Below are 19,670 nucleotides of genomic sequence, written 5' to 3'. Positions count from 1 at the left end.
ACATGACAGCTATCTATAAGGACGCGGGACGTCCCGTGCACGAGCGCGTCGCCGATTTACTGGCGCGTATGACCCCGGAAGAGAAGTTCGCCCAGATGCATGCGTACTGGCTGATCCTCGATGAAAACGGCAACCACCGCGAGCGCAGCGATCTGAGCGACGAATTCGCTGGCGTGAGCGAGCAGGCTGCGCTGAGCGAACGGCTGAAGCTGGGCGTCGGGCAGATCACCCGTCCGCTGGGTACCCATATCGTTGACGCGAAAACCGGCGTGCGCGCCGCTAACCGCCTGCAGCGCTTGATGATGGAAGAGACGCGACTCGGCATTCCGGCCCTGTTCCATGAAGAGTGCCTGGTGGGGCTGCTGTGCAAAGACGCCACGCTGTTCCCGTCGTCGCTGAACTACGGTTCGACCTGGGATCCGGAACTGGTGCAGCGCGCGGCAGAGCAGATCGGTAAAGAGGCGCGATCCGTCGGCTGCCAGCAGGGGCTGGCGCCGGTGCTGGACGTTTCCCGCGACGTGCGCTGGGGGCGAACCGAAGAGACCTTCGGGGAAGATCCCTGGCTGGTGGGCGTGATGGCGACCGCCTACGTGAAAGGCTTACAGGGCGATAAGCGCGACCTGCTGGCGACGCTCAAGCACTACGTGGGCCACTCGTTCAGCGAAGGAGCGCGCAACCATGCGCCGGTACATCTGGGCTTTAGCGAACTGAACGACACCTTCCTGCTGCCGTTTGAAATGGCGGTTAAGCTGGCAAACGCCGGTTCGGTCATGCCCGCCTACCACGATATCGACAATCAGCCGGGGCACAGCGACAGCTTCCTGCTGACCACCGTCCTGCGCGAACAGTGGGGCTTCGACGGCATTATTGTGGCGGACTACGGCGGCGTCAGCCTGCTGCACCAGCATCACGGCATTTCCCACGATGCGGCCGAATCCGCCGCGCTGGCCTTCAACGCCGGGCTGGACGTTGAGCTGCCGAAAGATGACTGCGCGCGGCATCTGGCAGACGCCGTTGAGCGCGGGCTGATCTCTATGGCCAAAGTGGATGAGATTGTGGGCCGTGTGCTGACCGAAAAATTCCGTCTCGGCCTGTTTGAGAACCCGTATGCCGATGAAAACGGCATCGATCTGCAAAATGAGATGACCCGCCAGGTGGCGCGGGAGGTGGCGACCAAATCGGTCACGCTGCTGGAAAACAACGGCATTCTGCCGCTAAATGGTAAGCCCCGCGTGGCGCTTGTGGGACCGACGGCAGACGATCCGCTGGCGTTGCTCAGCGGCTACAGCTTCCCGGTGCATCTGATCATCAGCGATATGGTTGAGGAGACCTCGCAGGTGACGACCCCGCGCGCGGCGCTGGAACACTACCTCGGCGCGTCTCAGGTCCGTTACGCCAAAGGGTGTCACATCATCGAGAAACGGATGGCGGGTGCGCCGGTCTTCCCGGGCGACAGCGGCGGCAAGCCGATGCAGCAGTCGCCGGTATCGCAAAGCACCGCCCTTATCCCCGAGGCGGTCAATGCCGCGCTGGAGAGTGACGTGGTGGTGGCCTGCATGGGCGATCTCGCCGGGCTGTTCCAGAGCGGTACCGTGGGGGAAGGTTCCGACACCGACTCACTGAATCTGCCGGGCGTGCAGCAACAGCTGCTGGAGGCGCTGGTGGCGACGGGCAAACCGGTGATTGTCGTGATGACCGGCGGGCGTCCTTACAATCTTCAGGGCCTGGAGGACAAGGTGGCCGCGCTGATCGTGGCGTGGGCACCGGGGCAGGAAGGGGGCTGGGCGATCGCGGACGTGCTAACGGGACGGGCAGAGCCGCAGGGGCGTCTGGTGGTGAGCGTGCCGAAAAGCGCCGGGGCCATGCCGTATTACTACAATCACAAGCTCAAAAGCGGGGGCACGCCGTTTGCGTTCCACTTCGGTTCACGTTATCCGTTTGGCTTCGGCCTTGGCTGGACGACGTTTCGCTGGAATGCTGCCCGCGTCGCTGAAAACAGCGTGCCGGTCGACGGCGAGGTGACGCTGAGCGTGGATATTACCAATACCGGAGAGCGCAGCGGCAGCGAGGTGGTGCAGGTTTACGTCAGGGATAAGGTCGCCACCCAGGTGCGGCCGCTTCAGGAGCTGAAGGCCTTCCAGCGCGTCACGCTCTCGCCGGGCGAAACCGCCACGCTCAGCTTTACGCTGCCGGTGGAGATGTTCAACTTCACCCGTCGCGACGGGAAACGCATCGTTGAGCCGGGCGAGTTTGAACTGCAGGTTGGCGCATCGTCGGCGGATATCCGCCAGGTGGTGACGGTCAATGTGACCGGGGAAACGCGGGTGCTGCCTGCCGAGTGGCGGATGCTCAGTGCCTGTGAGGTTACGCGCGCGTAGTCAGGATAAAAAAAAGCCCATCGTGGGAGATGGGCAAAGACTACACACAGCAATTCGTTGTTTCACTCAGGGGATTTCCATGCTTATAAATCAAGGTGTTGATTTATAACCGTGTGCTAATAGTAGGCATGTCCGCTTTTAGCGTCGATCGGATTCGTCTCAATAGTTAAAGAGATATAAAGATTTCTTGAGGTTATGAGCAGATTGAGTGCAGAAATTGCGGGTCTGACCAGTGTGCAACGAATAAATACTTTAGCAGCGTTAAAGTATTGGGTGGGGGAATGTAGGCCGGGTAAGCGTTAGCGCCACCCGGCAAAAACTTAATGCGTGTTCTTCTCTTCCAGCTCTTCCAGTTCGCTCAAAATCACGTCCGGGTCGGTTCCCGGCGGCGGAATTTCATGCACCCAGGCGGAGAACAGACGCCAGGTAACGGCGAGCAGCACCGGGCCGATAAACAGGCCAATCATGCCGAAGGCAATCAAGCCGCCAATCACCCCGGAGAGGATCAGGATCAGCGGCAGGTCTGCGCCCATGCGGATGAGAATCGGGCGAATGACGTTATCCATGGTGCCGACCACGCAGCTCCAGACCAGCAGCACCGTTCCCCACGTGGTATCTCCCGTCCAGTAGAGCCAGATAATGCAGGGCACCAGCACCAGCAGCGGCCCCAGTTGTGCAAGACAGGTCATCAGCATGACAACGGTGAATATCGTGGCATACGGTACGCCGGAAATCGCCAGACCAATACCGCCCAGCACCGCCTGCACCAGCGCGGTGACCACCACGCCCAGCGCCACCGCGCGTACGGCCTGCGCTGCCAGCAGTACCGCCGCGTCACCGCGTTTGCCCGCCAGGCGGGTGGCAAAGTGACGAACGCCCAAAGCCACCTGCTCACCGCGCCAGTAAAGCAGGGCGCTGAAGAGCAGCATCAGGGTACAGTGCATCATAAAGCGGCCAATATGCGCCGCCTGACCCACAAACCAGGTGGTGGTGGTGCCAATATATGGGCGCACTTTTGCCATCAGCGCGCTGCCGCCCATCTCCAGCAGGCTGTGCCAGCCGCTGTAGAGCTTGGCGCCCACGACCGGAATGCTGTTCAGCCAGGCGAGATCCGGCAGCGTGAGATCGCCGCTGGTCACGGCGCGGATCACCGGGCCGCTGGAGTCGACGAGACTGTTTACCAGCAGCGCAATGGGAATAATAAACAGCAGGAACAGCAGCAGCGTCATGACCAGCACCGCTAACCCGCGGCGGCCGAACAGCAGCTTCTGCAAGCGCAGCAGCAGAGGCCATGTGGCAACGACAACGGTCGCGGCCCAGGCGAAGCCAAGAATAAAGGGTTGAACAATCCACAGACACGCAATGATCATGAGGGCCAGGAACAGCACCGACAGCAAAATTTGCGCAACATCCCTGGGCTGGCGAAGATTGACCATAAATGAAACTTTCCTTAAAAGAACGCCAGCGCGGCTGGCGGGAACGGAAAACCGCATCTCTTTAATCATTAATGATCTCAGCGGTTTTTGACAGGCGGATTTTGCCCGTAATTCTACGAAGCACATAAGAAAAAAATGTGATAAAACTTTCCGGACACAACGCAAACGATTTCACATTACTCTAATTAGGGTCGACAGTCATGATCCCACAGATTTCCCAGGCACCCGGCGTCGTTCAGCTGGTGCTTAATTTTTTGCAGGCACTGGAGCAACAGGGTTTTACAGGTGATACCGCCACGAACTATGCCGACAGGCTGACGATGGCAACCGATAACAGTATTTACCAGCTTCTTCCCGATGCCGTCGTTTTCCCTCGTTCTACGGCCGACGTGGCGCTGATTGCCCGGCTCGCCACGCAGGAGCGCTTTGCCTCGCTGGTCTTTACGCCGCGCGGCGGCGGCACCGGGACCAACGGTCAGGCGCTGAACCAGGGCATTATTGTTGATATGTCGCGCTATATGAACCGCATCATTGAGATCAACCCGGAAGAGGGGTGGGTGCGGGTCGAAGCGGGCGTTATCAAAGATCAGCTTAACCAGTACCTCAAGCCTTACGGCTACTTTTTTGCCCCGGAACTTTCCACCAGTAACCGCGCGACCCTCGGCGGGATGATCAACACGGATGCCTCCGGTCAGGGCTCGCTGGTCTACGGCAAAACCTCCGATCATGTGCTGGGCGTGCGGGCCGTTCTGCTGGGCGGCGATATTCTCGATACGCAGCCGATGCCGGTCGAACTGGCGGAAACGCTGGGTAAAGATAACACCGCCAGCGGACGCATCTACCGTACCGTGCTGGAGCGCTGCCGCGACAACCGCCAGCTTATTCTCGACAAATTCCCCAAACTGAACCGCTTCTTAACGGGCTACGACCTGCGCCACGTCTTCAACGACGACCTGACCCAGTTCGATTTAACCCGCGTGCTCACCGGTTCCGAAGGGACGCTGGCGTTTATCACCGAGGCGCGGCTGGATATCACCCGCCTGCCGAAGGTGCGTCGTCTGGTGAACGTCAAATATGATTCTTTCGACTCCGCGTTGCGCAATGCGCCGTTTATGGTGGAGGCGAAAGCGCTGTCGGTTGAGACGGTCGACTCCAAAGTGCTCAACCTGGCCCGGGAAGATATTGTCTGGCACTCCGTCAGCGATCTCATTACCGACGTGCCGGACAAAGAGATGCTCGGTCTTAACATCGTGGAATTTGCTGGCGACGACGCGGAGCTGATTGAGAGCCAGGTCACCACGCTCTGCCAGCGATTGGATGAGCTGATTTCGCAGGGCGAAGGCGGCGTGATCGGCTGGCAGCTCTGTAACGATCTGGCCGGGATTGAGCGTATCTATGCGATGCGTAAAAAAGCCGTGGGTCTGCTCGGCAATGCGAAAGGGGCCGCTAAGCCCATTCCTTTTGCCGAAGATACCTGCGTGCCGCCTGAGCATCTGGCGGATTATATCGTCGAGTTTCGCGCCCTGCTGGACAGCCACGGCCTGAGCTACGGCATGTTTGGCCACGTCGATGCCGGGGTGCTGCACGTGCGTCCGGCGCTGGATATGTGCGACCCGCAGCAGGAGATCCTGATGAAGCAGATCTCCGACGACGTGGTGGCCTTAACCGCTAAATACGGCGGTCTGCTTTGGGGCGAGCACGGGAAAGGGTTCCGCGCAGAATACAGCCCGGCGTTCTTCGGCGAACAGCTCTATGCGGAGCTGCGCAAGGTGAAAGCCGCTTTCGACCCGCATAACCGCCTCAACCCGGGTAAAATCTGCCCGCCAGAAGGCGTGGACGCCCCCATGCTGCAGGTGGATGCCGTCAAGCGCGGCACCTACGACAGACAGATCCCGATTTCGGTGCGCTCCTCCTGGCGCGGCGCGATGGAGTGCAACGGCAACGGCCTGTGCTTTAACTTTGACGTGAAAAGCCCGATGTGCCCGTCGATGAAAATCACCAGCAACCGCATTCATTCGCCGAAAGGGAGGGCGACGCTGGTGCGCGAGTGGCTGCGTCTGCTGGCCGACCGTGGCGTCGATCCCCTCAAGCTGGAGCAGGAGCTGCCGGAAAAACGGGCCAGCCTGCGCTCGCTGATTGAGCGCACCCGCAACAGCTGGCATGCCAACAAGGGCGAGTATGATTTCTCCCATGAGGTGAAAGAGGCGATGTCCGGCTGTCTGGCCTGTAAAGCCTGCTCTACCCAGTGCCCGATTAAAATCGACGTCCCTGAATTCCGCTCGCGCTTCCTGCAGCTTTACCACACGCGCTATCTGCGTCCGGTGCGCGACCATCTGGTGGCGACGGTAGAGAGCTATGCGCCGCTGATGGCGCGCGCGCCGAAGACCTTCAACTTCTTTATCAACCAGCCGCTGGTGCGCAAGCTTTCCGAAAAGCATATCGGCATGGTCGATCTGCCGCTGCTGTCGGTGCCGTCTCTGCAGCGCCAGCTCGTCGGGCATCGTTCGGCGAACATGACCCTGGAGCAGCTGGAGGCGCTCACGCCTGAGCAAAAAGCGAAGGTGGTGCTGGTGGTGCAGGATCCGTTTACCAGCTACTACGATGCCCAGGTGGTTGCGGACTTCATCCGCCTGTCGGAAAAGCTGGGCTATCAGCCGGTTGTGCTGCCGTTCTCGCCCAACGGCAAGGCGCAGCACATTAAAGGCTTCCTGACGCGCTTTGCGAAGACCGCGCAGAAAACATCTGACTTCTTAAACCGCGTGGCGCAACTCGGGATACCGATGGTCGGCGTCGACCCGGCGCTGGTGCTGTGCTACCGCGATGAATACAGGCAGACGCTGGGCGATAAGCGCGGTGATTTCCACGTCATGCTGGTGCACGAGTGGCTGCCGACGGCCCTGGAAGACAAAGCGGTTCAGGACGTCAGCGGTGAGCCGTGGTATCTGTTCGGACACTGCACGGAAGTCACCGCGCTGCCTGGCGCCCCCGCGCAGTGGGCGTCCGTCTTTGCCCGCTTCGGCGCGAAGCTGGAGAGCGTTAGCGTGGGCTGCTGCGGTATGGCCGGCACGTACGGACACGAAGTGAAAAACCACGCCAACTCGCTCGGCATTTATGAGCTGTCCTGGCATCAGGCGATGCAGCGCTTGCCGCGAAACCGCTGTCTGGCGACGGGATACTCCTGCCGCAGCCAGGTGAAACGGGTAGAGGGTAACGGCGTACGCCACCCATTGCAGGCTTTACTGGAGATAATTGGATGATCTGGAAACGTGCCGTGACCCTGCAGGCGCTGAACGCTATGGGCGAGGGGAATATGGTGGGGCTGCTGGATATCCAGTTCACCCGCATTGGCGACGATGACATTGAGGCCACCATGCCTGTCGATCGTCGCACCCACCAGCCGTTTGGTTTATTGCACGGCGGGGCGTCCGTCGTGCTGGCCGAAACCCTGGGCTCGGTGGCGGGGTATCTCTGTACCGAAGGGGAGCAGAAGGTGGTCGGACTCGAGGTGAACGCTAATCATATCCGCTCGGTACGCAGCGGGCGCGTGCGCGGCGTGTGCCGCGCGCTGCACGCCGGTAGTCGCCACCAGGTGTGGCAGATTGACATTCTCGACGAGCAGGATCGCCTGTGCTGCTCTTCAAGGTTGACGACAGCGGTCGTGTAAAGTTTTCAGATGTTTTGCCTTTGGTCAAAAACTAGACAGCGGGTTGTGATATACTGGTCAGGTTTTGTACATAAGCGAGGACATCATGGATACTGAAATAACCCCAACACAGCTGGCAATTGAATATTTACGTCGCGATAAGAGCAATCTGTCCCCGGCGCAGTACCTGAAAAAGCTGAAACAGCTTGAGCTGGAATTTACAGATTTGCTGGCGCTCTCTTCGAATGAGCTGAAAGAAGAGATCTATTTTGCCTGGCGGTTGGGCGTTCACGTCCATTGAGAGAGTAATGTTGAAAAGGCCGCAACTGCGGCCTTTTTTGTGCCTGAGATTCAGTATTTAGCGGGGAGCTTGTTGATTTTGATAAGCCTGCCTTCTTCCATTTCGATAAATCCGCCGGTTTTCAAATCCGCCAGAATGCGCATCACGCCGCTGCGGGAGAGGTGGGTTTTCTCCCTGATATACTTTTCCGCCGTCACGCTGAGCCGATAACCCTCCTCTTCCTCCGTCAGCTTCATTAACTGCTGGCGAATCATCTCATACGCCGTCGGCGCGCCCTGCGGCATCACGTTGTTATAGAGACGGCTATACACATACATGAGCTGTTGAGAGAGCAGTCCCCAAAGCGCCTTCTCTTTAATAATGGCATTCACCCTTTCTGTGGTGATCGTCCCGATCAGGCACGGGCTGACGGTCTTAAGATAATCACTAAAATAGATATCAGTGAGGTTAGCGAGGCCGAAAACAGCAGGGCTACGGGCCGTAGACAGCATCATGTTATCGCTTCTTCTGTAGACGGCGATGGTTCCTTCAAGAATTAAATAGCACATGCCCTGACCATTGACCTGCAGGTCCAGCCGCTCGCCGCGGGCGGTATGTCGCGTTGTGCAATCAGGTAACAGGTGTGAAATAAGCGCTTGCGCGTGGGGAGAACCCCGCTGAGACTTTTCTGGAAGGGACATGGTTGCCGACAGCCTTAAAAAAAACCTGGCTAATTATAGCGCTTCTCTTTGGGACGGGTAAGCGAGTTGCTTGTTATTGCATGATACCGTACGCGATTGCCGGGTGGCGATTACGGCACCCGGCATTTTCCTCAGACGTTCGCCGCACTTATCAGCCGCGACTTCATGGACTGATACGCCGACGCGGCATAGTCCTCCGCCCAGCGCTGGTCCTCAATGGCCTCCAGCTGCACCGCGCAGTACTTCGTTTCCGGGGTTTTGGAGATGGGATCGAGGTTATCCTGGGTTAGCTCGTTGCAGGCGCCAATCCACCACTGATAGGTCATATAAACGGCTCCGGCGTTGATGCGCTCGCTGATGCTGGCGCGGGAAATTACTTTCCCTCGGCGGGAGCGCACCCAGACCAGCTGTCCGTCGGTAATGCCCAGCTTGTCCGCATCGGCAGGGTTCATTTGCACCCGGCCCGGCTCGTCGGCCAGGCTTTGCAGCGCGGCACAGTTCCCGGTCATGGAGCGGCAGGAGTAGTGGCCCACCTCGCGGACCGTACAGAGCACCAGCGGGAAATCCGCATCCGGAGTTTCCGCCGGCGCGCGCCACGGTGCGGCAAAGAGCTGCCCTTTACCGCTCGGGGTATCGAACTGATTATCTTTGTACAGGTACGGCGTACCGGGATGATCCAGCGTCGGGCACGGCCATTGAACGTGACCCATCTCGCCCATTTTTTCATACGTCACGCCGTAGAAGAGCGGGCACAGCTCGCGCATCTCGTCCCAGATCTGCTGGTTGGAGTCATAATGCATCGGGTAGCCCATCTCGGTGGCGAGCAGGCTGATGATCTCCCAGTCGCGCTTCACGTTGCCGCTGGCTTCAATGGCTTTGCCAAAACGCTGGAAGCCGCGATCGGCACAGGTAAAGACGCCGCCGTGTTCACCCCATGAGGTAGCCGGAAGCAGAACGTCCGCCACCTCTGCCGTTTTGGTCATAAAGATGTCCTGAACCACAACAAAATCGAGCGCTTCAAAACCGCTGCGCACCAGGCCGAGATCGGCTTCCGTCTGGAGCGGATCTTCTCCCATGATGTAATAGGCTTTGACCTTGCCTTCCAGCGCAAGATGCGGCACTTCGGTAATGCGCGTCCCGACGCGATCGTCCATTTTATTGACATCAATTCCCCAGGCATCGGCGAACTTCTGCCGGACCGCCGGGTCGGTCACATCCTGATAGCCGGGGAACATATTCGGCAGGACGCCCATATCGCAGGCACCCTGGACGTTGTTCTGACCGCGCACCGGCCCGACGCCGACGGCGGGGCGACCGAGATTCCCGGTCAGCAGCGCCAGGCTGGAAAGCCCTTTGACCACATCAACGGCCTGACCAAACTGGGTCACGCCCATTCCCCACATCACGGTAGCGGAAGGAGCCGCCGCGAACGTGCGCATCGCCTGGCGGACATCACGGGCGGGGATGCCGGTAAGATGTTCGACCTTCTCAGGCGCATAGTCTTTTACCGTTTGCCGGTAGGCCTCAAGCCCTTCCGTAAAGCGCGCCACGTAGCTTTTGTCGTACAGCTCCTCTTCCAGCAGCACATAGCCAAAGGCGTTCACCAGCGCCATGTTGCTGCCGTTTTTCAGCTGAAGATGTTGGTCGGCAATACGCGCCGTTTCAATACGGCGCGGATCGCAGACGATAATTTTTGCGCCGTTTTCACGCGCTTTCAGCACGCGGCGGGCAACGATAGGGTGGGAGTCCGCGCAGTTATAGCCAAAGACCAGCAGGCATTTTGAGTTTTCAATATCGTTAATGGAGTTGCTCATCGCGCCGTTGCCGAGCGTTTCCTGTAAACCCGCCACGGACGGGCCATGACAGACGCGCGCGCAGCAGTCCACGTTGTTGGTGTTCAGCACCGCGCGGGCAAACTTTTGCATCACATAGTTGGTTTCATTGCCGGTGCCGCGAGAGGAGCCGGTGGTCATGATCGACCGCGGCCCGTGCTGCGCTTTAATGCTGCTGAGCCTGTGGGCGGTGTAGCGGATCGCCTCTTCCCAGGTAACGGGGGTGAAGGCTTCGCCTTTGCGGTAGCGGATCATGGGCTGGGTAAGGCGGGGGGTGAGAAGACGGGTGTCGTTGAGGAAGTCCCAGCCGTAAAACCCTTTCAGACATAAGGTGCCCTGGTTTGTGACCCCCTCTGCCGCTTCGGCACGGATGATACGGTTATTTTCAACGACAAGGTTCAATTTACAGCCTGCACCGCAGTACGGGCAGACGCTGGCGATCTTTTTCATCAATAACAGACCTGTTAAGAAATGAAGCAAAGTTGACTGGAAAAACCAGTCCCGTATGCGGAGATAAGCAGAAAGCGTGCCAGGTTGGCTTTGCGTGAATTACAGGGTGTTATGGGGGAGGGCGCGTGTCATCGTCAGGCCGATCGTCAGTTTTGACGATGACACGTTAGGGGGCGCGGCGGGCAGGAACTCAGAGATCGTCCATGGTGTAACCCACCACGATTTCCAGCGTCTTACGAATCACATCCGCCTGAACCACGTCGTTGGTGGATTCCAGCGTCTGAATGAGCCAGAGGATGATCGCTTTATTGGAAAGATGACCTTCGGAGGCCAGAACACAGCGTACTGCAGTAGAAAAAATAGCGGACTCTTCAGCAAAACGATCGCCTGCATGGCGGAAATACTCCGCCAGCGCACTGTCTAAAAAAGCAGAGTGATATTCGGGTTGAAGCTGAATATTTTGTCTCATTTGTTCTCACCGTAGCTGTTAAATTGCAGTCAATGTATTTTTTTGGGATCGGACGGTTTTCCACTTCCAAATAACGGCACTACATTGTCTCGGTTATCGTTGAGAGATCCCTCTCTTTTTGTTCGTCCTTGCGCGGTTCTGCGACGTGTAAAGGCGATGCTGTTTGAGCCGATCTCGGCAATCACCATCGCAAGTGTCTCCCGCCGCTGGGGATCCTTTTCATGTTCTTTCATGACCCGCAGACGCTGTAGCAAGCCTTCTGTTGTCACCGGCCCCCGCTCTTTCAGAAGAGAGAGAACGGCTTCACCGATAAGCTGGTCTATCAGTCGGTCTGCGTTACTGCGATTCATATCCTTACCGTTCGAAGAGCAGACCAAGCAGCATGTGGTAATGCTCTTCCTCTTCCGGCCCATCGGCCTTTTCGAGGCGGCTGAGCAATTTTGTACAAAGCGATTTGCGATTAAGGTTTCGCCCGTCGCTGAGAATTTCAACAACCACCTGGCCCAGCGTTTCCTGTTGGGTCGGAAGCGCGGCTTTTTCGAAGTACTGTGCGATTGCTGCTGCGGAATCTGCGACGTAACCTTTCTGCTGCATGTTTCGCTCCTGTAAAATTTTGTAATCAGTAACGTTACATTTAAGGTATACACAATTTCCAAATCTGTACATCTAAAATGTACAGATTTTTAGATTTTTTTCGATATATCTTATAAATCATTTATTTTTCATTGCGTTGGGTTGGCGTTGTGATGGGGGTAGAGTGCAGGATATATTGTACAAAAAGCGCATGTGCTGGTAAGTTGTACAGCCGAGTCAAACGGTCTCATTAACTGCCGTAAATGGTTGAGATGTAAATTATTTGTCAGGCAATTAATGTGCTATAAATAAACATTCCCCACGTCTTTTGTGGCCAAAACCCTAACCCCCCAGGAATAGCATGCTCACAACCATCATTTACCGCAGTCATATCTGCGAGGACGTTCCAGTGAAAGCGCTGGAAGCAATGGTCGCTGCTGCAAATCGTAAAAATCGGCAATCCAATGTCACGGGGATCCTGCTGTTTAACGGCACACATTTTTTTCAACTGCTGGAAGGGCCGGTGGAGCACGTGTCGGCTATCTATGAGCAGATCTGCAACGACCCGCGCCACCATAACGTGGTCGAGTTAATGCGCGATCACGGCCCTGTCCGGCGTTTTGGCAACGTGGGTATGGAGCTTTTTGATTTGCGCCACTTCGACCGGGACGAGGTGCTGCAGCAGATACTTAATAAGGGGACGACACGCTACCAGCTGGCCTATAACGATCGCCCTCTGCAGTTTTTCCGCACCTTTGTCGAGGCCACGGAAAAAGCGAACTATTTTGAACTGCCGCCTGCGGATACATGGGATTTCGTACGCGAAGAGACGCGTTTGTCCGCACAGCCTGAGGTGGTCGCGAAAGGGGCGGATTGCAGCTTCGCGTTCCAGCCGATAGTCGATCCGTTTATGCAGCAGGTTGTCTCCTGGGAGGCGCTTCTCCGCACCCCGTCCGGCGACTCGCCGGGGGCCTATTTCGCCAGCCTTCCGCAGGAGGAAGTGTACACCTCTGATTTGCAGAGCAAGCAGGTGGCTCTGTCTATGGCCAGCGCGCTGGGGTTACAGGACCAGACGTTATCCCTGAACCTGCTGCCTATGACGCTGGTTAACATTCCCAACGCCGTGGATTTTCTGCTCACCGCGATTGAAGCAAACGGTTTTGTACCTGAGCAAATCGTGGTGGAGTTCACCGAGAGCGAAGCCATTTCCCGTTTTGATGAATTCACGGATTCGGTCAGGCAGTTAAAAAGCGCGGGTATCAGCGTGACGATCGATCACTTTGGTGCCGGTTTTGCCGGGCTGCAGCTGCTGGCCCACTTCCAGCCTGACAGAATTAAGATTAATCGCGATCTGGTCGCGAACGTGCATAAAAGTGGCCCCCGACAGGCCATCATTCAGGCGATCATCAAATGCTGTTCCTCGCTTGAAATCCAGTTCTGCGCGGTGGGGGTAGAGAAGGCTGAAGAGTGGATGTGGCTGGAATCTGCGGGAATTTCCCAGTTCCAGGGGCATCTTTTTGCCAGCCCCCGGCACGGCGGTATTCCAGCCATTGCCTGGCCGGAGAAAAAGTTCGAATTGTGATAAAGCTGTACACAATCTGGCAGTCGTTACTGTACGAACGGTAAATTTTATACAACAATGTATTAACAGGTGGATGGGGTGGTAAGCCATTCACCCGTTCAAAATGCGGTCTTAGTTATACAAATGGTTTGTACAATCTGATAAGGTTGGTGCAGTTAGGTATGGAAGTTCTGAGCGTGAGGGAGTTAATGGCCTATTACAGTATCGGCGAAGTGGCCGAACGATGCGGTATCAACCCCGTTACGCTGCGTGCCTGGCAGCGCCGTTATGGATTGTTGAAGCCGCAGCGCAGCGAAGGGGGCCATCGTCAGTTTGACGATGAAGATATCCTGCGTATAGAAGAGATCAAACGCCTGATGAAGAGCGGCGTTTCGGTCGGGAAAGTAAAAGCCTTGCTGGAAAACAAGGAAGTGTTGACTCAGGGCAACTGGGTCTCGTTCCAGGAAGAGATGATGACCGTTCTGCGCTACGCCAGCCCGGCAAAGCTGCGCGCCAAAATTGGCGAGTTCCGCCGCGATCACCCGATAGATTCCCTGATTGACAATATCATTTCTCCCGTCCGTCAGCGGATGAACCAGGACCAAAATACCGTGCGTCACATGGCGAGCCTGTTAGACGGAGTCCTGATTGAATTCGCGATTGCAAGCCTGGCGGAGTCCCGTAAGAAGGCCGGTAAAGACGCGCTCCTGATCGGCTGGGAGTGCGATGACCGCACCCATCTGTGGCTCGAAGCCGCGCGCTTAGCGCAGAAGGGCTGGCACATTGACGTCCTGGCAGAACCGATTGATTCGCCGCGTCCTGAACTGTTCCCGGGACAAAAAATCTTCGTCTGGACGGGGAAATCGCCAACGCCTCGACAGCAGGAACAGCTCGACCACTGGCGTGAACAGGGGTTTGCTGTCTCATTTCATCATTAAGTGTAAGAGGCCTTGAGGGCCTTTTTTTATTTTTGTCACTTTCCATGCAAAAGCTATCTCAAAAATAGGCATTTCCAATACATATTTTACGTTTCTCCTCTCCTGCCCGAATGCCACAACGAAATGCATTATTAATCAATGCATTGAACAATTAAATCCATCCTGCCTGCATCCTGCCACAGGGTCTATGCTTAATAAAAGTAGGCAAAAAGGGCGGTTTAGCCGAATGCCCCTGCTGACAGAGGGTTGAAGTGATAATCGTTATCACTAACATGGTGTTATGCCCTGATGGCTTATCAGATGAGGTGGACCTATGGAACTGCATTCAGAAACCTTTAATCCTGCCGATTTCGCCTGGCGCGGGTTAACGCTCACGCCAGCGGCGGCGGCACATATTCACGAGCTGGTGGCGAAAAAGCCCGAGATCCTTGGCGTGCGTTTAGGTGTCAAACAGACCGGCTGCGCAGGTTTCGGTTACGTGCTTGATACCGTCACCGAACCCGAGAAAGATGACCTGGTGTTCGAGACCGACGGCGCAAAATTGTACGTCGCGCTGCAGGCCATGCCCTTTATCGATGGCACCGAAGTGGACTACGTCCGCGAAGGCTTAAACCAGTTATTCAAATTTCATAACCCAAAAGCCCAGAACGAATGCGGCTGCGGCGAAAGCTTTGGGGTATAGGCGGAACTATGTCTCGTAATACTGAAGCAACGAGTGAAGTAAATACCTGGAGCGGCGGGCACCTCAACTATAAAGAGGGGTTCTTCACGCAGCTGCAGACCGATGAGCTGGCAAAAGGCATCAATGAAGATGTCGTGCGGGCGATCTCGGCGAAACGTAACGAGCCCGAGTGGATGCTGGAGTTTCGCCTGAGCGCCTACCGCGCCTGGCTGGAGATGGAAGAGCCGCACTGGCTGAAAGCGCATTATGACAAGCTGAACTATCAGGACTACAGCTACTACTCCGCGCCCTCCTGCGGCAGCTGCGATGACACCTGCGCCTCGCAGCCCGGCGCGGTGCAGCAAACCGGCGCGGAGAACAGTTTCCTGAGCAAAGAGGTAGAAGAGGCGTTTAACCAGCTGGGCGTACCGGTGCGCGAAGGGAAAGAGGTGGCGGTGGACGCTATCTTTGACTCGGTCTCGGTGGCCACCACCTACCGCGAGAAGCTGGCAGAGCAGGGGATCATTTTCTGCTCCTTCGGCGAAGCGATTCACGATCATCCTGAACTGGTGAAAAAGTACATCGGAACCGTGGTGCCCTCTAACGACAACTTCTTTGCGGCGCTTAACGCGGCGGTGGCCTCGGACGGCACCTTTATTTACGTGCCGAAAGGCGTGCGCTGTCCGATGGAGCTTTCCACCTATTTCCGCATTAATGCCGAAAAAACCGGCCAGTTCGAACGTACCATTCTGGTCGCGGATGAAGGCAGCTACGTCAGCTATATCGAAGGGTGTTCCGCCCCGGTCCGCGACAGCTATCAGCTGCACGCGGCGGTGGTGGAGGTCATCATCCATAAAGACGCCGAGGTGAAATACTCGACGGTGCAAAACTGGTTCCCGGGCGACGGCAATACCGGCGGCATCCTGAACTTCGTGACCAAGCGTGCGCTGTGCGAAGGCGAAAACAGCAAGATGTCGTGGACCCAGTCCGAAACCGGTTCGGCCATCACCTGGAAATACCCGAGCTGCATCCTGCGCGGGGATAACTCCATCGGCGAGTTCTACTCGGTGGCGCTCACCAGCGGCCATCAGCAGGCCGATACCGGCACCAAGATGATCCACATTGGTAAAAACACCAGATCGACCATCATCTCGAAAGGGATTTCCGCCGGACACAGTCAGAACAGCTATCGCGGGCTGGTGAAAATCATGCCGACGGCGACCAATGCGCGAAACTTCACCCAGTGTGACTCGATGCTGATTGGCGCTGACTGCGGGGCGCATACCTTCCCATACGTCGAATGCCGTAATAACACGGCCCAGCTGGAGCACGAGGCGACCACGTCACGGATTGGGGAAGATCAGCTCTTCTACTGCCTGCAGCGCGGGATCAGCGAAGAGGATGCCATCTCGATGATCGTCAACGGCTTCTGTAAGGACGTGTTCTCTGAACTGCCGCTGGAATTTGCCGTTGAAGCCCAGAAACTCCTCGCCATTAGTCTTGAACACAGCGTCGGTTAAGGAAAGCACATGTTAAGCATTAAAGATTTACAGGTCAGCGTAGAAGATAAAGCCATCCTGCGTGGCCTCAATTTTGACGTCAAGCCGGGCGAAGTCCACGCCATCATGGGGCCGAACGGTTCCGGGAAAAGTACGCTTTCTGCGACGCTGGCAGGACGCGAAGATTATGAGGTGACCCACGGCTCGGTCGAATTTAACGGCAAAGATCTGCTGGAGATGTCGCCGGAAGACCGCGCGGGCGAGGGCATCTTTATGGCCTTCCAGTATCCGGTAGAAATCCCCGGAGTCAGCAACCAGTTCTTCCTGCAAACCGCGCTCAACGCGGTGCGGAAATACCGGGGGCTGGAGGCGCTCGACCGCTTCGACTTCCAGGATTTAATGGAAGAGAAAATCAAGCTGCTGAAAATGCCGGAAGATTTGCTCACCCGCTCGGTGAACGTCGGTTTTTCCGGCGGCGAGAAAAAGCGTAACGACATTCTGCAGATGGCGGTGCTGGAGCCCGAGCTGTGCATTCTGGATGAGACCGACTCCGGTCTGGATATCGACGCCCTGAAGATTGTCGCCGACGGGGTGAACGCCCTGCGCGACGGCAAGCGCTCGTTTATTATCGTCACCCACTACCAGCGCATTCTGGACTACATCAAGCCGGATTACGTCCACGTGCTTTACCAGGGGCGCATTGTGAAATCCGGTGATTTCACGCTGGTTAAACAACTGGAGGAGCAGGGTTATGGCTGGCTTACCGAACAGCAGTAATGCGCTCCAGCAGTGGCACCGGCTGTTTGAGGCGCAGGGTAATACGCGCTCCGAGCAGGCGCAGCAGCATCTGCAGCAGATGCTGCGTCTCGGCCTGCCGACGCGCAAGCATGAAAACTGGAAATACACCCCGCTCGATGGCTTGCTGAACGCCGAGTTTGTGACCCGCCTGGCGGATCTCACGCCTGCACAGCGTGACGCGCTGGCAGTGGGCGTGGATGCCGTGCGCCTGGTGTTTGTCGACGGTCAGTTCCGCCCTGAGCTGAGCGACACGCTCCAGGAGAGCGGCTTTGAGATTGAGATAAACGACGACCGCCAGCGCCTGAGCGCCCCGGTTCAGCCGGAAGTATTTCTCCACCTGACCGAAAGCCTGGCCCGCAGCGTGACGCATATCGGCGTGAAGCGTAACCAGCGCCCGGCCAAACCGCTGCTGCTGATGCACATCACTCAGGGTCTGGACGGCGCCGAAATCAATACCGCGCACTATCGCCACCATCTTGAGCTGGCGGAGGGGGCGGAGGCCACGGTCATCGAACACTACGTCAGCCTCAATGAGACACGTCACTTTACCGGGTCGCGACTGACGATGAACGTGGCGGCGAATGCCCAGCTACACCACATCAAGCTGGCGTTTGAGAATGCGCAGAGCCACCACTTTGCCCATAACGACATTGTCCTGGGACAGGATGCCGCCGCGTACAGCCACAGCTTCCTGCTCGGCGGGGCGGTGCTGCGCCACAACACCAGCACGCAGCTTAACGGTGAAAACACCACGCTGCGCATCAACAGCCTGGCGATGCCGGTTAAATCAGAAGTGTGTGACACGCGCACGTGGCTGGAGCACAACAAAGGCTACTGCAACAGCCGCCAGCTGCATAAAACCATCGTGAGTGATAAAGGGCGTGCGGTGTTTAACGGCCTGATTAACGTGGCGCAGCACGCCATTAAAACCGACGGGCAGATGACCAACAACAATCTGCTGTTAGGTCGCCTGGCAGAGGTGGACACCAAGCCGCAGCTGGAGATCTACGCCGACGACGTGAAATGCAGCCACGGTGCGACGGTCGGGCGAATCGACGACGAGCAGATGTTCTACCTGCGCTCGCGCGGCATCGACCAGCAGGCGGCGCAGAAAATGATTATCTTCGCGTTTGCCGCCGAACTGACGGAAGCGCTGCACGATGGTCAGTTAAAACTGCAGGTGCTGGATCGGATCGGTCAGCGCCTGCCTGGAGGCGAAGCATGAGTTTTCCCGTCGAAAAAGTACGGGCAGATTTCCCGGTTCTGACCCGTGAAGTAAACGGTCTGCCGCTGGCCTATCTGGACAGCGCGGCCAGCGCGCAGAAGCCGAATCAGGTGGTGGATGCCGAAGCCGAGTTTTATCGCCACGGCTATGCCGCCGTGCATCGCGGTATCCATACCCTGAGCGCCGAGGCGACCCAGCGGATGGAAAACGTGCGCACGCAGCTTGCCGCTTTTCTTAACGCCCGCTCGCCGGAAGAACTGGTCTTTGTTCGCGGGACCACCGAAGGGATCAACCTTGTCGCTAACAGCTGGGGCAACGCGCAGGTCCACGCGGGGGATAACATCATCATCACCCAGATGGAGCACCACGCCAATATCGTCCCGTGGCAGATGCTCTGCGAGCGCGTAGGGGCGCAGCTGCGGGTGATCCCACTAAACGCTGACGGGACGCTTCAGCTTGAGCAGCTTGACCTCTTGCTGGACGACCGCACGCGGCTGGTGGCGGTTACCCAGGTCTCCAACGTGCTGGGGACAGAAAACCCGGTGGCAGAGATCGTCGAGAAGGCCCATCAGGCGGGCGCAAAGGTCCTGATTGACGGCGCGCAGGCGGTGATGCACCACGCGGTTGACGTCCAGGCGCTGGACTGTGATTTCTACGTCTTTTCAGGCCACAAGCTCTACGGGCCGACCGGGATTGGCGTGCTGTATGTGAAAGAAGAGATCCTGCAGGCGATGCCGCCGTGGGAAGGGGGCGGGTCGATGATCGCCACCGTCAGCCTGACGGAAGGCACGACCTACGCGCGCGCCCCGTGGCGTTTTGAGGCGGGCACGCCCAACACCGGGGGCATTATCGGGCTGGGGGCGGCGGTCTCTTACGTCTCTGCCATCGGTCTTGATGCCATTCAGGAGTATGAACAGCTGCTGATGCACTACGCGCTTGCAGAGCTTGCCAGCGTGCCGGATTTGGCCCTCTACGGGCCTGCCGATCGGCAAGGGGTAATCGCGTTTAATCTTGGGAAACACCATGCCTATGACGTGGGCAGTTTCCTCGATAACTACGGCGTGGCGGTCCGCACCGGGCACCACTGCGCCATGCCGCTGATGGCGTTTTACCAGGTACCGGCAATGTGCCGCGCATCGCTGGTGATGTACAACACGACGGAAGAGGTCGACAGGCTGGTGGCGGGGCTGAAGCGCATTCATCAGCTGCTGGGCTAACGGAGAGGC

17 protein-coding genes and 1 other RNA gene are annotated in these 19,670 nt (G+C 57.4%); 11 read left to right on the top strand and 7 right to left on the bottom strand.

Annotation, left to right across the window (positions count from 1 at the left end):
* Positions 1-2: 2 nt before the first annotated feature.
* Entirely contained in the window at positions 3-2,378 is a 2,376-nt protein-coding gene (locus AA74_RS0105435) for a glycoside hydrolase family 3 N-terminal domain-containing protein (protein ID WP_025911645.1), read from the top strand.
* A 5-nt stretch (positions 2,379-2,383) separates the two neighbouring features.
* Here the strand turns inward: AA74_RS0105435 and rprA are convergent.
* Both rprA and ydiK read right to left on the bottom strand, forming a co-directional pair.
* An RNA gene (gene rprA, locus AA74_RS1000000122660) (antisense sRNA RprA) lies at positions 2,384-2,491 on the bottom strand.
* A gap of 207 nt (positions 2,492-2,698) precedes the next feature.
* Positions 2,699-3,814, bottom strand: coding sequence for an AI-2E family transporter YdiK (gene ydiK / locus AA74_RS0105430; protein WP_021241100.1), 1,116 nt, complete (start codon positions 3,812-3,814; stop codon positions 2,699-2,701).
* Between the two features lie 200 nt (positions 3,815-4,014).
* On the opposite strand from ydiK, the gene AA74_RS0105425 reads away from it, so the two are divergent.
* The 3 genes from AA74_RS0105425 (at position 4,015) to AA74_RS0105415 (ending at position 7,758) form a co-directional block, all read left to right on the top strand.
* Positions 4,015-7,071, top strand: coding sequence for an FAD-binding and (Fe-S)-binding domain-containing protein (locus tag AA74_RS0105425; protein ID WP_025911642.1), 3,057 nt, complete (start codon positions 4,015-4,017; stop codon positions 7,069-7,071).
* The gene (gene menI / locus AA74_RS0105420; protein ID WP_021241102.1) at positions 7,068-7,478 is read left to right on the top strand and encodes a 1,4-dihydroxy-2-naphthoyl-CoA hydrolase; all 411 of its coding nucleotides are present in this window, start codon (positions 7,068-7,070) and stop codon (positions 7,476-7,478) included. Before AA74_RS0105425 ends, menI begins: the two co-directional genes overlap by 4 nt.
* A gap of 85 nt (positions 7,479-7,563) precedes the next feature.
* Complete coding sequence (locus AA74_RS0105415) at positions 7,564-7,758, top strand: YdiH family protein (RefSeq protein WP_003857766.1); 195 nt, start codon at positions 7,564-7,566, stop codon at positions 7,756-7,758.
* A gap of 50 nt (positions 7,759-7,808) precedes the next feature.
* Here the strand turns inward: AA74_RS0105415 and AA74_RS0105410 are convergent, their stop codons facing one another.
* The 5 genes from AA74_RS0105410 to ycgZ all read right to left on the bottom strand — a co-directional run bounded on the left by AA74_RS0105410 (position 7,809) and on the right by ycgZ (position 11,783).
* Positions 7,809-8,438 carry a helix-turn-helix domain-containing protein gene (locus tag AA74_RS0105410; protein ID WP_025911639.1) on the bottom strand — a complete coding sequence of 210 codons (630 nt, stop codon included), beginning with the start codon at positions 8,436-8,438 and terminating at the stop codon, positions 7,809-7,811.
* 131 nt (positions 8,439-8,569) lie between these two features.
* On the bottom strand, positions 8,570-10,720 hold the full coding sequence (gene fdhF / locus AA74_RS0105405) for a formate dehydrogenase subunit alpha (RefSeq protein WP_008500636.1): 2,151 nt from the start codon (positions 10,718-10,720) through the stop codon (positions 8,570-8,572).
* Between the two features lie 190 nt (positions 10,721-10,910).
* Positions 10,911-11,189 (bottom strand): biofilm/acid-resistance regulator YmgB/AriR, encoded by a 279-nt coding sequence (locus tag AA74_RS0105400; protein ID WP_008500635.1) that lies wholly within the window; start codon positions 11,187-11,189, stop codon positions 10,911-10,913.
* Between the two features lie 29 nt (positions 11,190-11,218).
* Entirely contained in the window at positions 11,219-11,539 is a 321-nt protein-coding gene (locus AA74_RS0105395; protein WP_021241105.1) for a hypothetical protein, read from the bottom strand.
* Between the two features lie 4 nt (positions 11,540-11,543).
* Entirely contained in the window at positions 11,544-11,783 is a 240-nt protein-coding gene (gene ycgZ, locus AA74_RS0105390) for a regulatory protein YcgZ (RefSeq protein WP_008500634.1), read from the bottom strand.
* A 340-nt stretch (positions 11,784-12,123) separates the two neighbouring features.
* On the opposite strand from ycgZ, the gene AA74_RS0105385 reads away from it, so the two are divergent.
* The 7 genes from AA74_RS0105385 (at position 12,124) to sufS (ending at position 19,661) form a co-directional block, all read left to right on the top strand.
* Positions 12,124-13,344: a diguanylate phosphodiesterase gene (locus tag AA74_RS0105385; protein ID WP_025911631.1), complete on the top strand. Its 1,221-nt coding sequence runs from the start codon at positions 12,124-12,126 to the stop codon at positions 13,342-13,344.
* Positions 13,345-13,532: 188 nt separating this feature from the next.
* Positions 13,533-14,261: a MerR family transcriptional regulator gene (locus AA74_RS0105380; protein ID WP_008500632.1), complete on the top strand. Its 729-nt coding sequence runs from the start codon at positions 13,533-13,535 to the stop codon at positions 14,259-14,261.
* Positions 14,262-14,574: 313 nt separating this feature from the next.
* Positions 14,575-14,943, top strand: coding sequence for a Fe-S cluster assembly scaffold SufA (gene sufA / locus AA74_RS0105370; protein ID WP_008500631.1), 369 nt, complete (start codon positions 14,575-14,577; stop codon positions 14,941-14,943).
* An 8-nt stretch (positions 14,944-14,951) separates the two neighbouring features.
* Positions 14,952-16,442 carry a Fe-S cluster assembly protein SufB gene (gene sufB / locus AA74_RS0105365; protein ID WP_008500630.1) on the top strand — a complete coding sequence of 497 codons (1,491 nt, stop codon included), beginning with the start codon at positions 14,952-14,954 and terminating at the stop codon, positions 16,440-16,442.
* 9 nt (positions 16,443-16,451) lie between these two features.
* Entirely contained in the window at positions 16,452-17,198 is a 747-nt protein-coding gene (gene sufC / locus AA74_RS0105360) for a Fe-S cluster assembly ATPase SufC (RefSeq protein ID WP_008500629.1), read from the top strand.
* Positions 17,173-18,444, top strand: a complete 1,272-nt coding sequence (sufD, locus tag AA74_RS0105355; protein WP_025911627.1) for a Fe-S cluster assembly protein SufD — start codon at positions 17,173-17,175, stop codon at positions 18,442-18,444. The genes sufC and sufD overlap by 26 nt, the downstream gene beginning before the upstream one ends.
* Positions 18,441-19,661, top strand: a complete 1,221-nt coding sequence (sufS, locus tag AA74_RS0105350) for a cysteine desulfurase SufS (RefSeq protein WP_025911625.1) — start codon at positions 18,441-18,443, stop codon at positions 19,659-19,661. Before sufD ends, sufS begins: the two co-directional genes overlap by 4 nt.
* Positions 19,662-19,670: the final 9 nt, after the last annotated feature.

The sequence above is a fragment of the Enterobacter sp. 5-4 genome (genome assembly GCF_000612205.1).
GTDB lineage: Bacteria > Pseudomonadota > Gammaproteobacteria > Enterobacterales > Enterobacteriaceae > Enterobacter > Enterobacter roggenkampii.
Note: the sequence above shows the minus strand (reverse complement) of the source record. Positions and strands in the feature narration are given on the sequence as shown.

Excerpts from the sequence above, each read along its gene's own strand:
- AA74_RS0105435 (WP_025911645.1), top strand. The coding sequence starts at position 3 with ATGACAGCTATCTATAAGGACGCGGGACGTCCCGTGCACGAGCGCGTC.
- ydiK (WP_021241100.1), bottom strand. The coding sequence starts at position 3,814 with ATGGTCAATCTTCGCCAGCCCAGGGATGTTGCGCAAATTTTGCTGTCG.
- AA74_RS0105425 (WP_025911642.1), top strand. The coding sequence starts at position 4,015 with ATGATCCCACAGATTTCCCAGGCACCCGGCGTCGTTCAGCTGGTGCTT.
- menI (WP_021241102.1), top strand. The coding sequence starts at position 7,068 with ATGATCTGGAAACGTGCCGTGACCCTGCAGGCGCTGAACGCTATGGGC.
- AA74_RS0105415 (WP_003857766.1), top strand. The coding sequence starts at position 7,564 with ATGGATACTGAAATAACCCCAACACAGCTGGCAATTGAATATTTACGT.
- AA74_RS0105410 (WP_025911639.1), bottom strand. The coding sequence starts at position 8,438 with ATGTCCCTTCCAGAAAAGTCTCAGCGGGGTTCTCCCCACGCGCAAGCG.
- fdhF (WP_008500636.1), bottom strand. The coding sequence starts at position 10,720 with ATGAAAAAGATCGCCAGCGTCTGCCCGTACTGCGGTGCAGGCTGTAAA.
- AA74_RS0105400 (WP_008500635.1), bottom strand. The coding sequence starts at position 11,189 with ATGAGACAAAATATTCAGCTTCAACCCGAATATCACTCTGCTTTTTTA.
- AA74_RS0105395 (WP_021241105.1), bottom strand. The coding sequence starts at position 11,539 with ATGAATCGCAGTAACGCAGACCGACTGATAGACCAGCTTATCGGTGAA.
- ycgZ (WP_008500634.1), bottom strand. The coding sequence starts at position 11,783 with ATGCAGCAGAAAGGTTACGTCGCAGATTCCGCAGCAGCAATCGCACAG.
- AA74_RS0105385 (WP_025911631.1), top strand. The coding sequence starts at position 12,124 with ATGCTCACAACCATCATTTACCGCAGTCATATCTGCGAGGACGTTCCA.
- AA74_RS0105380 (WP_008500632.1), top strand. The coding sequence starts at position 13,533 with ATGGCCTATTACAGTATCGGCGAAGTGGCCGAACGATGCGGTATCAAC.
- sufA (WP_008500631.1), top strand. The coding sequence starts at position 14,575 with ATGGAACTGCATTCAGAAACCTTTAATCCTGCCGATTTCGCCTGGCGC.
- sufB (WP_008500630.1), top strand. The coding sequence starts at position 14,952 with ATGTCTCGTAATACTGAAGCAACGAGTGAAGTAAATACCTGGAGCGGC.
- sufC (WP_008500629.1), top strand. The coding sequence starts at position 16,452 with ATGTTAAGCATTAAAGATTTACAGGTCAGCGTAGAAGATAAAGCCATC.
- sufD (WP_025911627.1), top strand. The coding sequence starts at position 17,173 with ATGGCTGGCTTACCGAACAGCAGTAATGCGCTCCAGCAGTGGCACCGG.
- sufS (WP_025911625.1), top strand. The coding sequence starts at position 18,441 with ATGAGTTTTCCCGTCGAAAAAGTACGGGCAGATTTCCCGGTTCTGACC.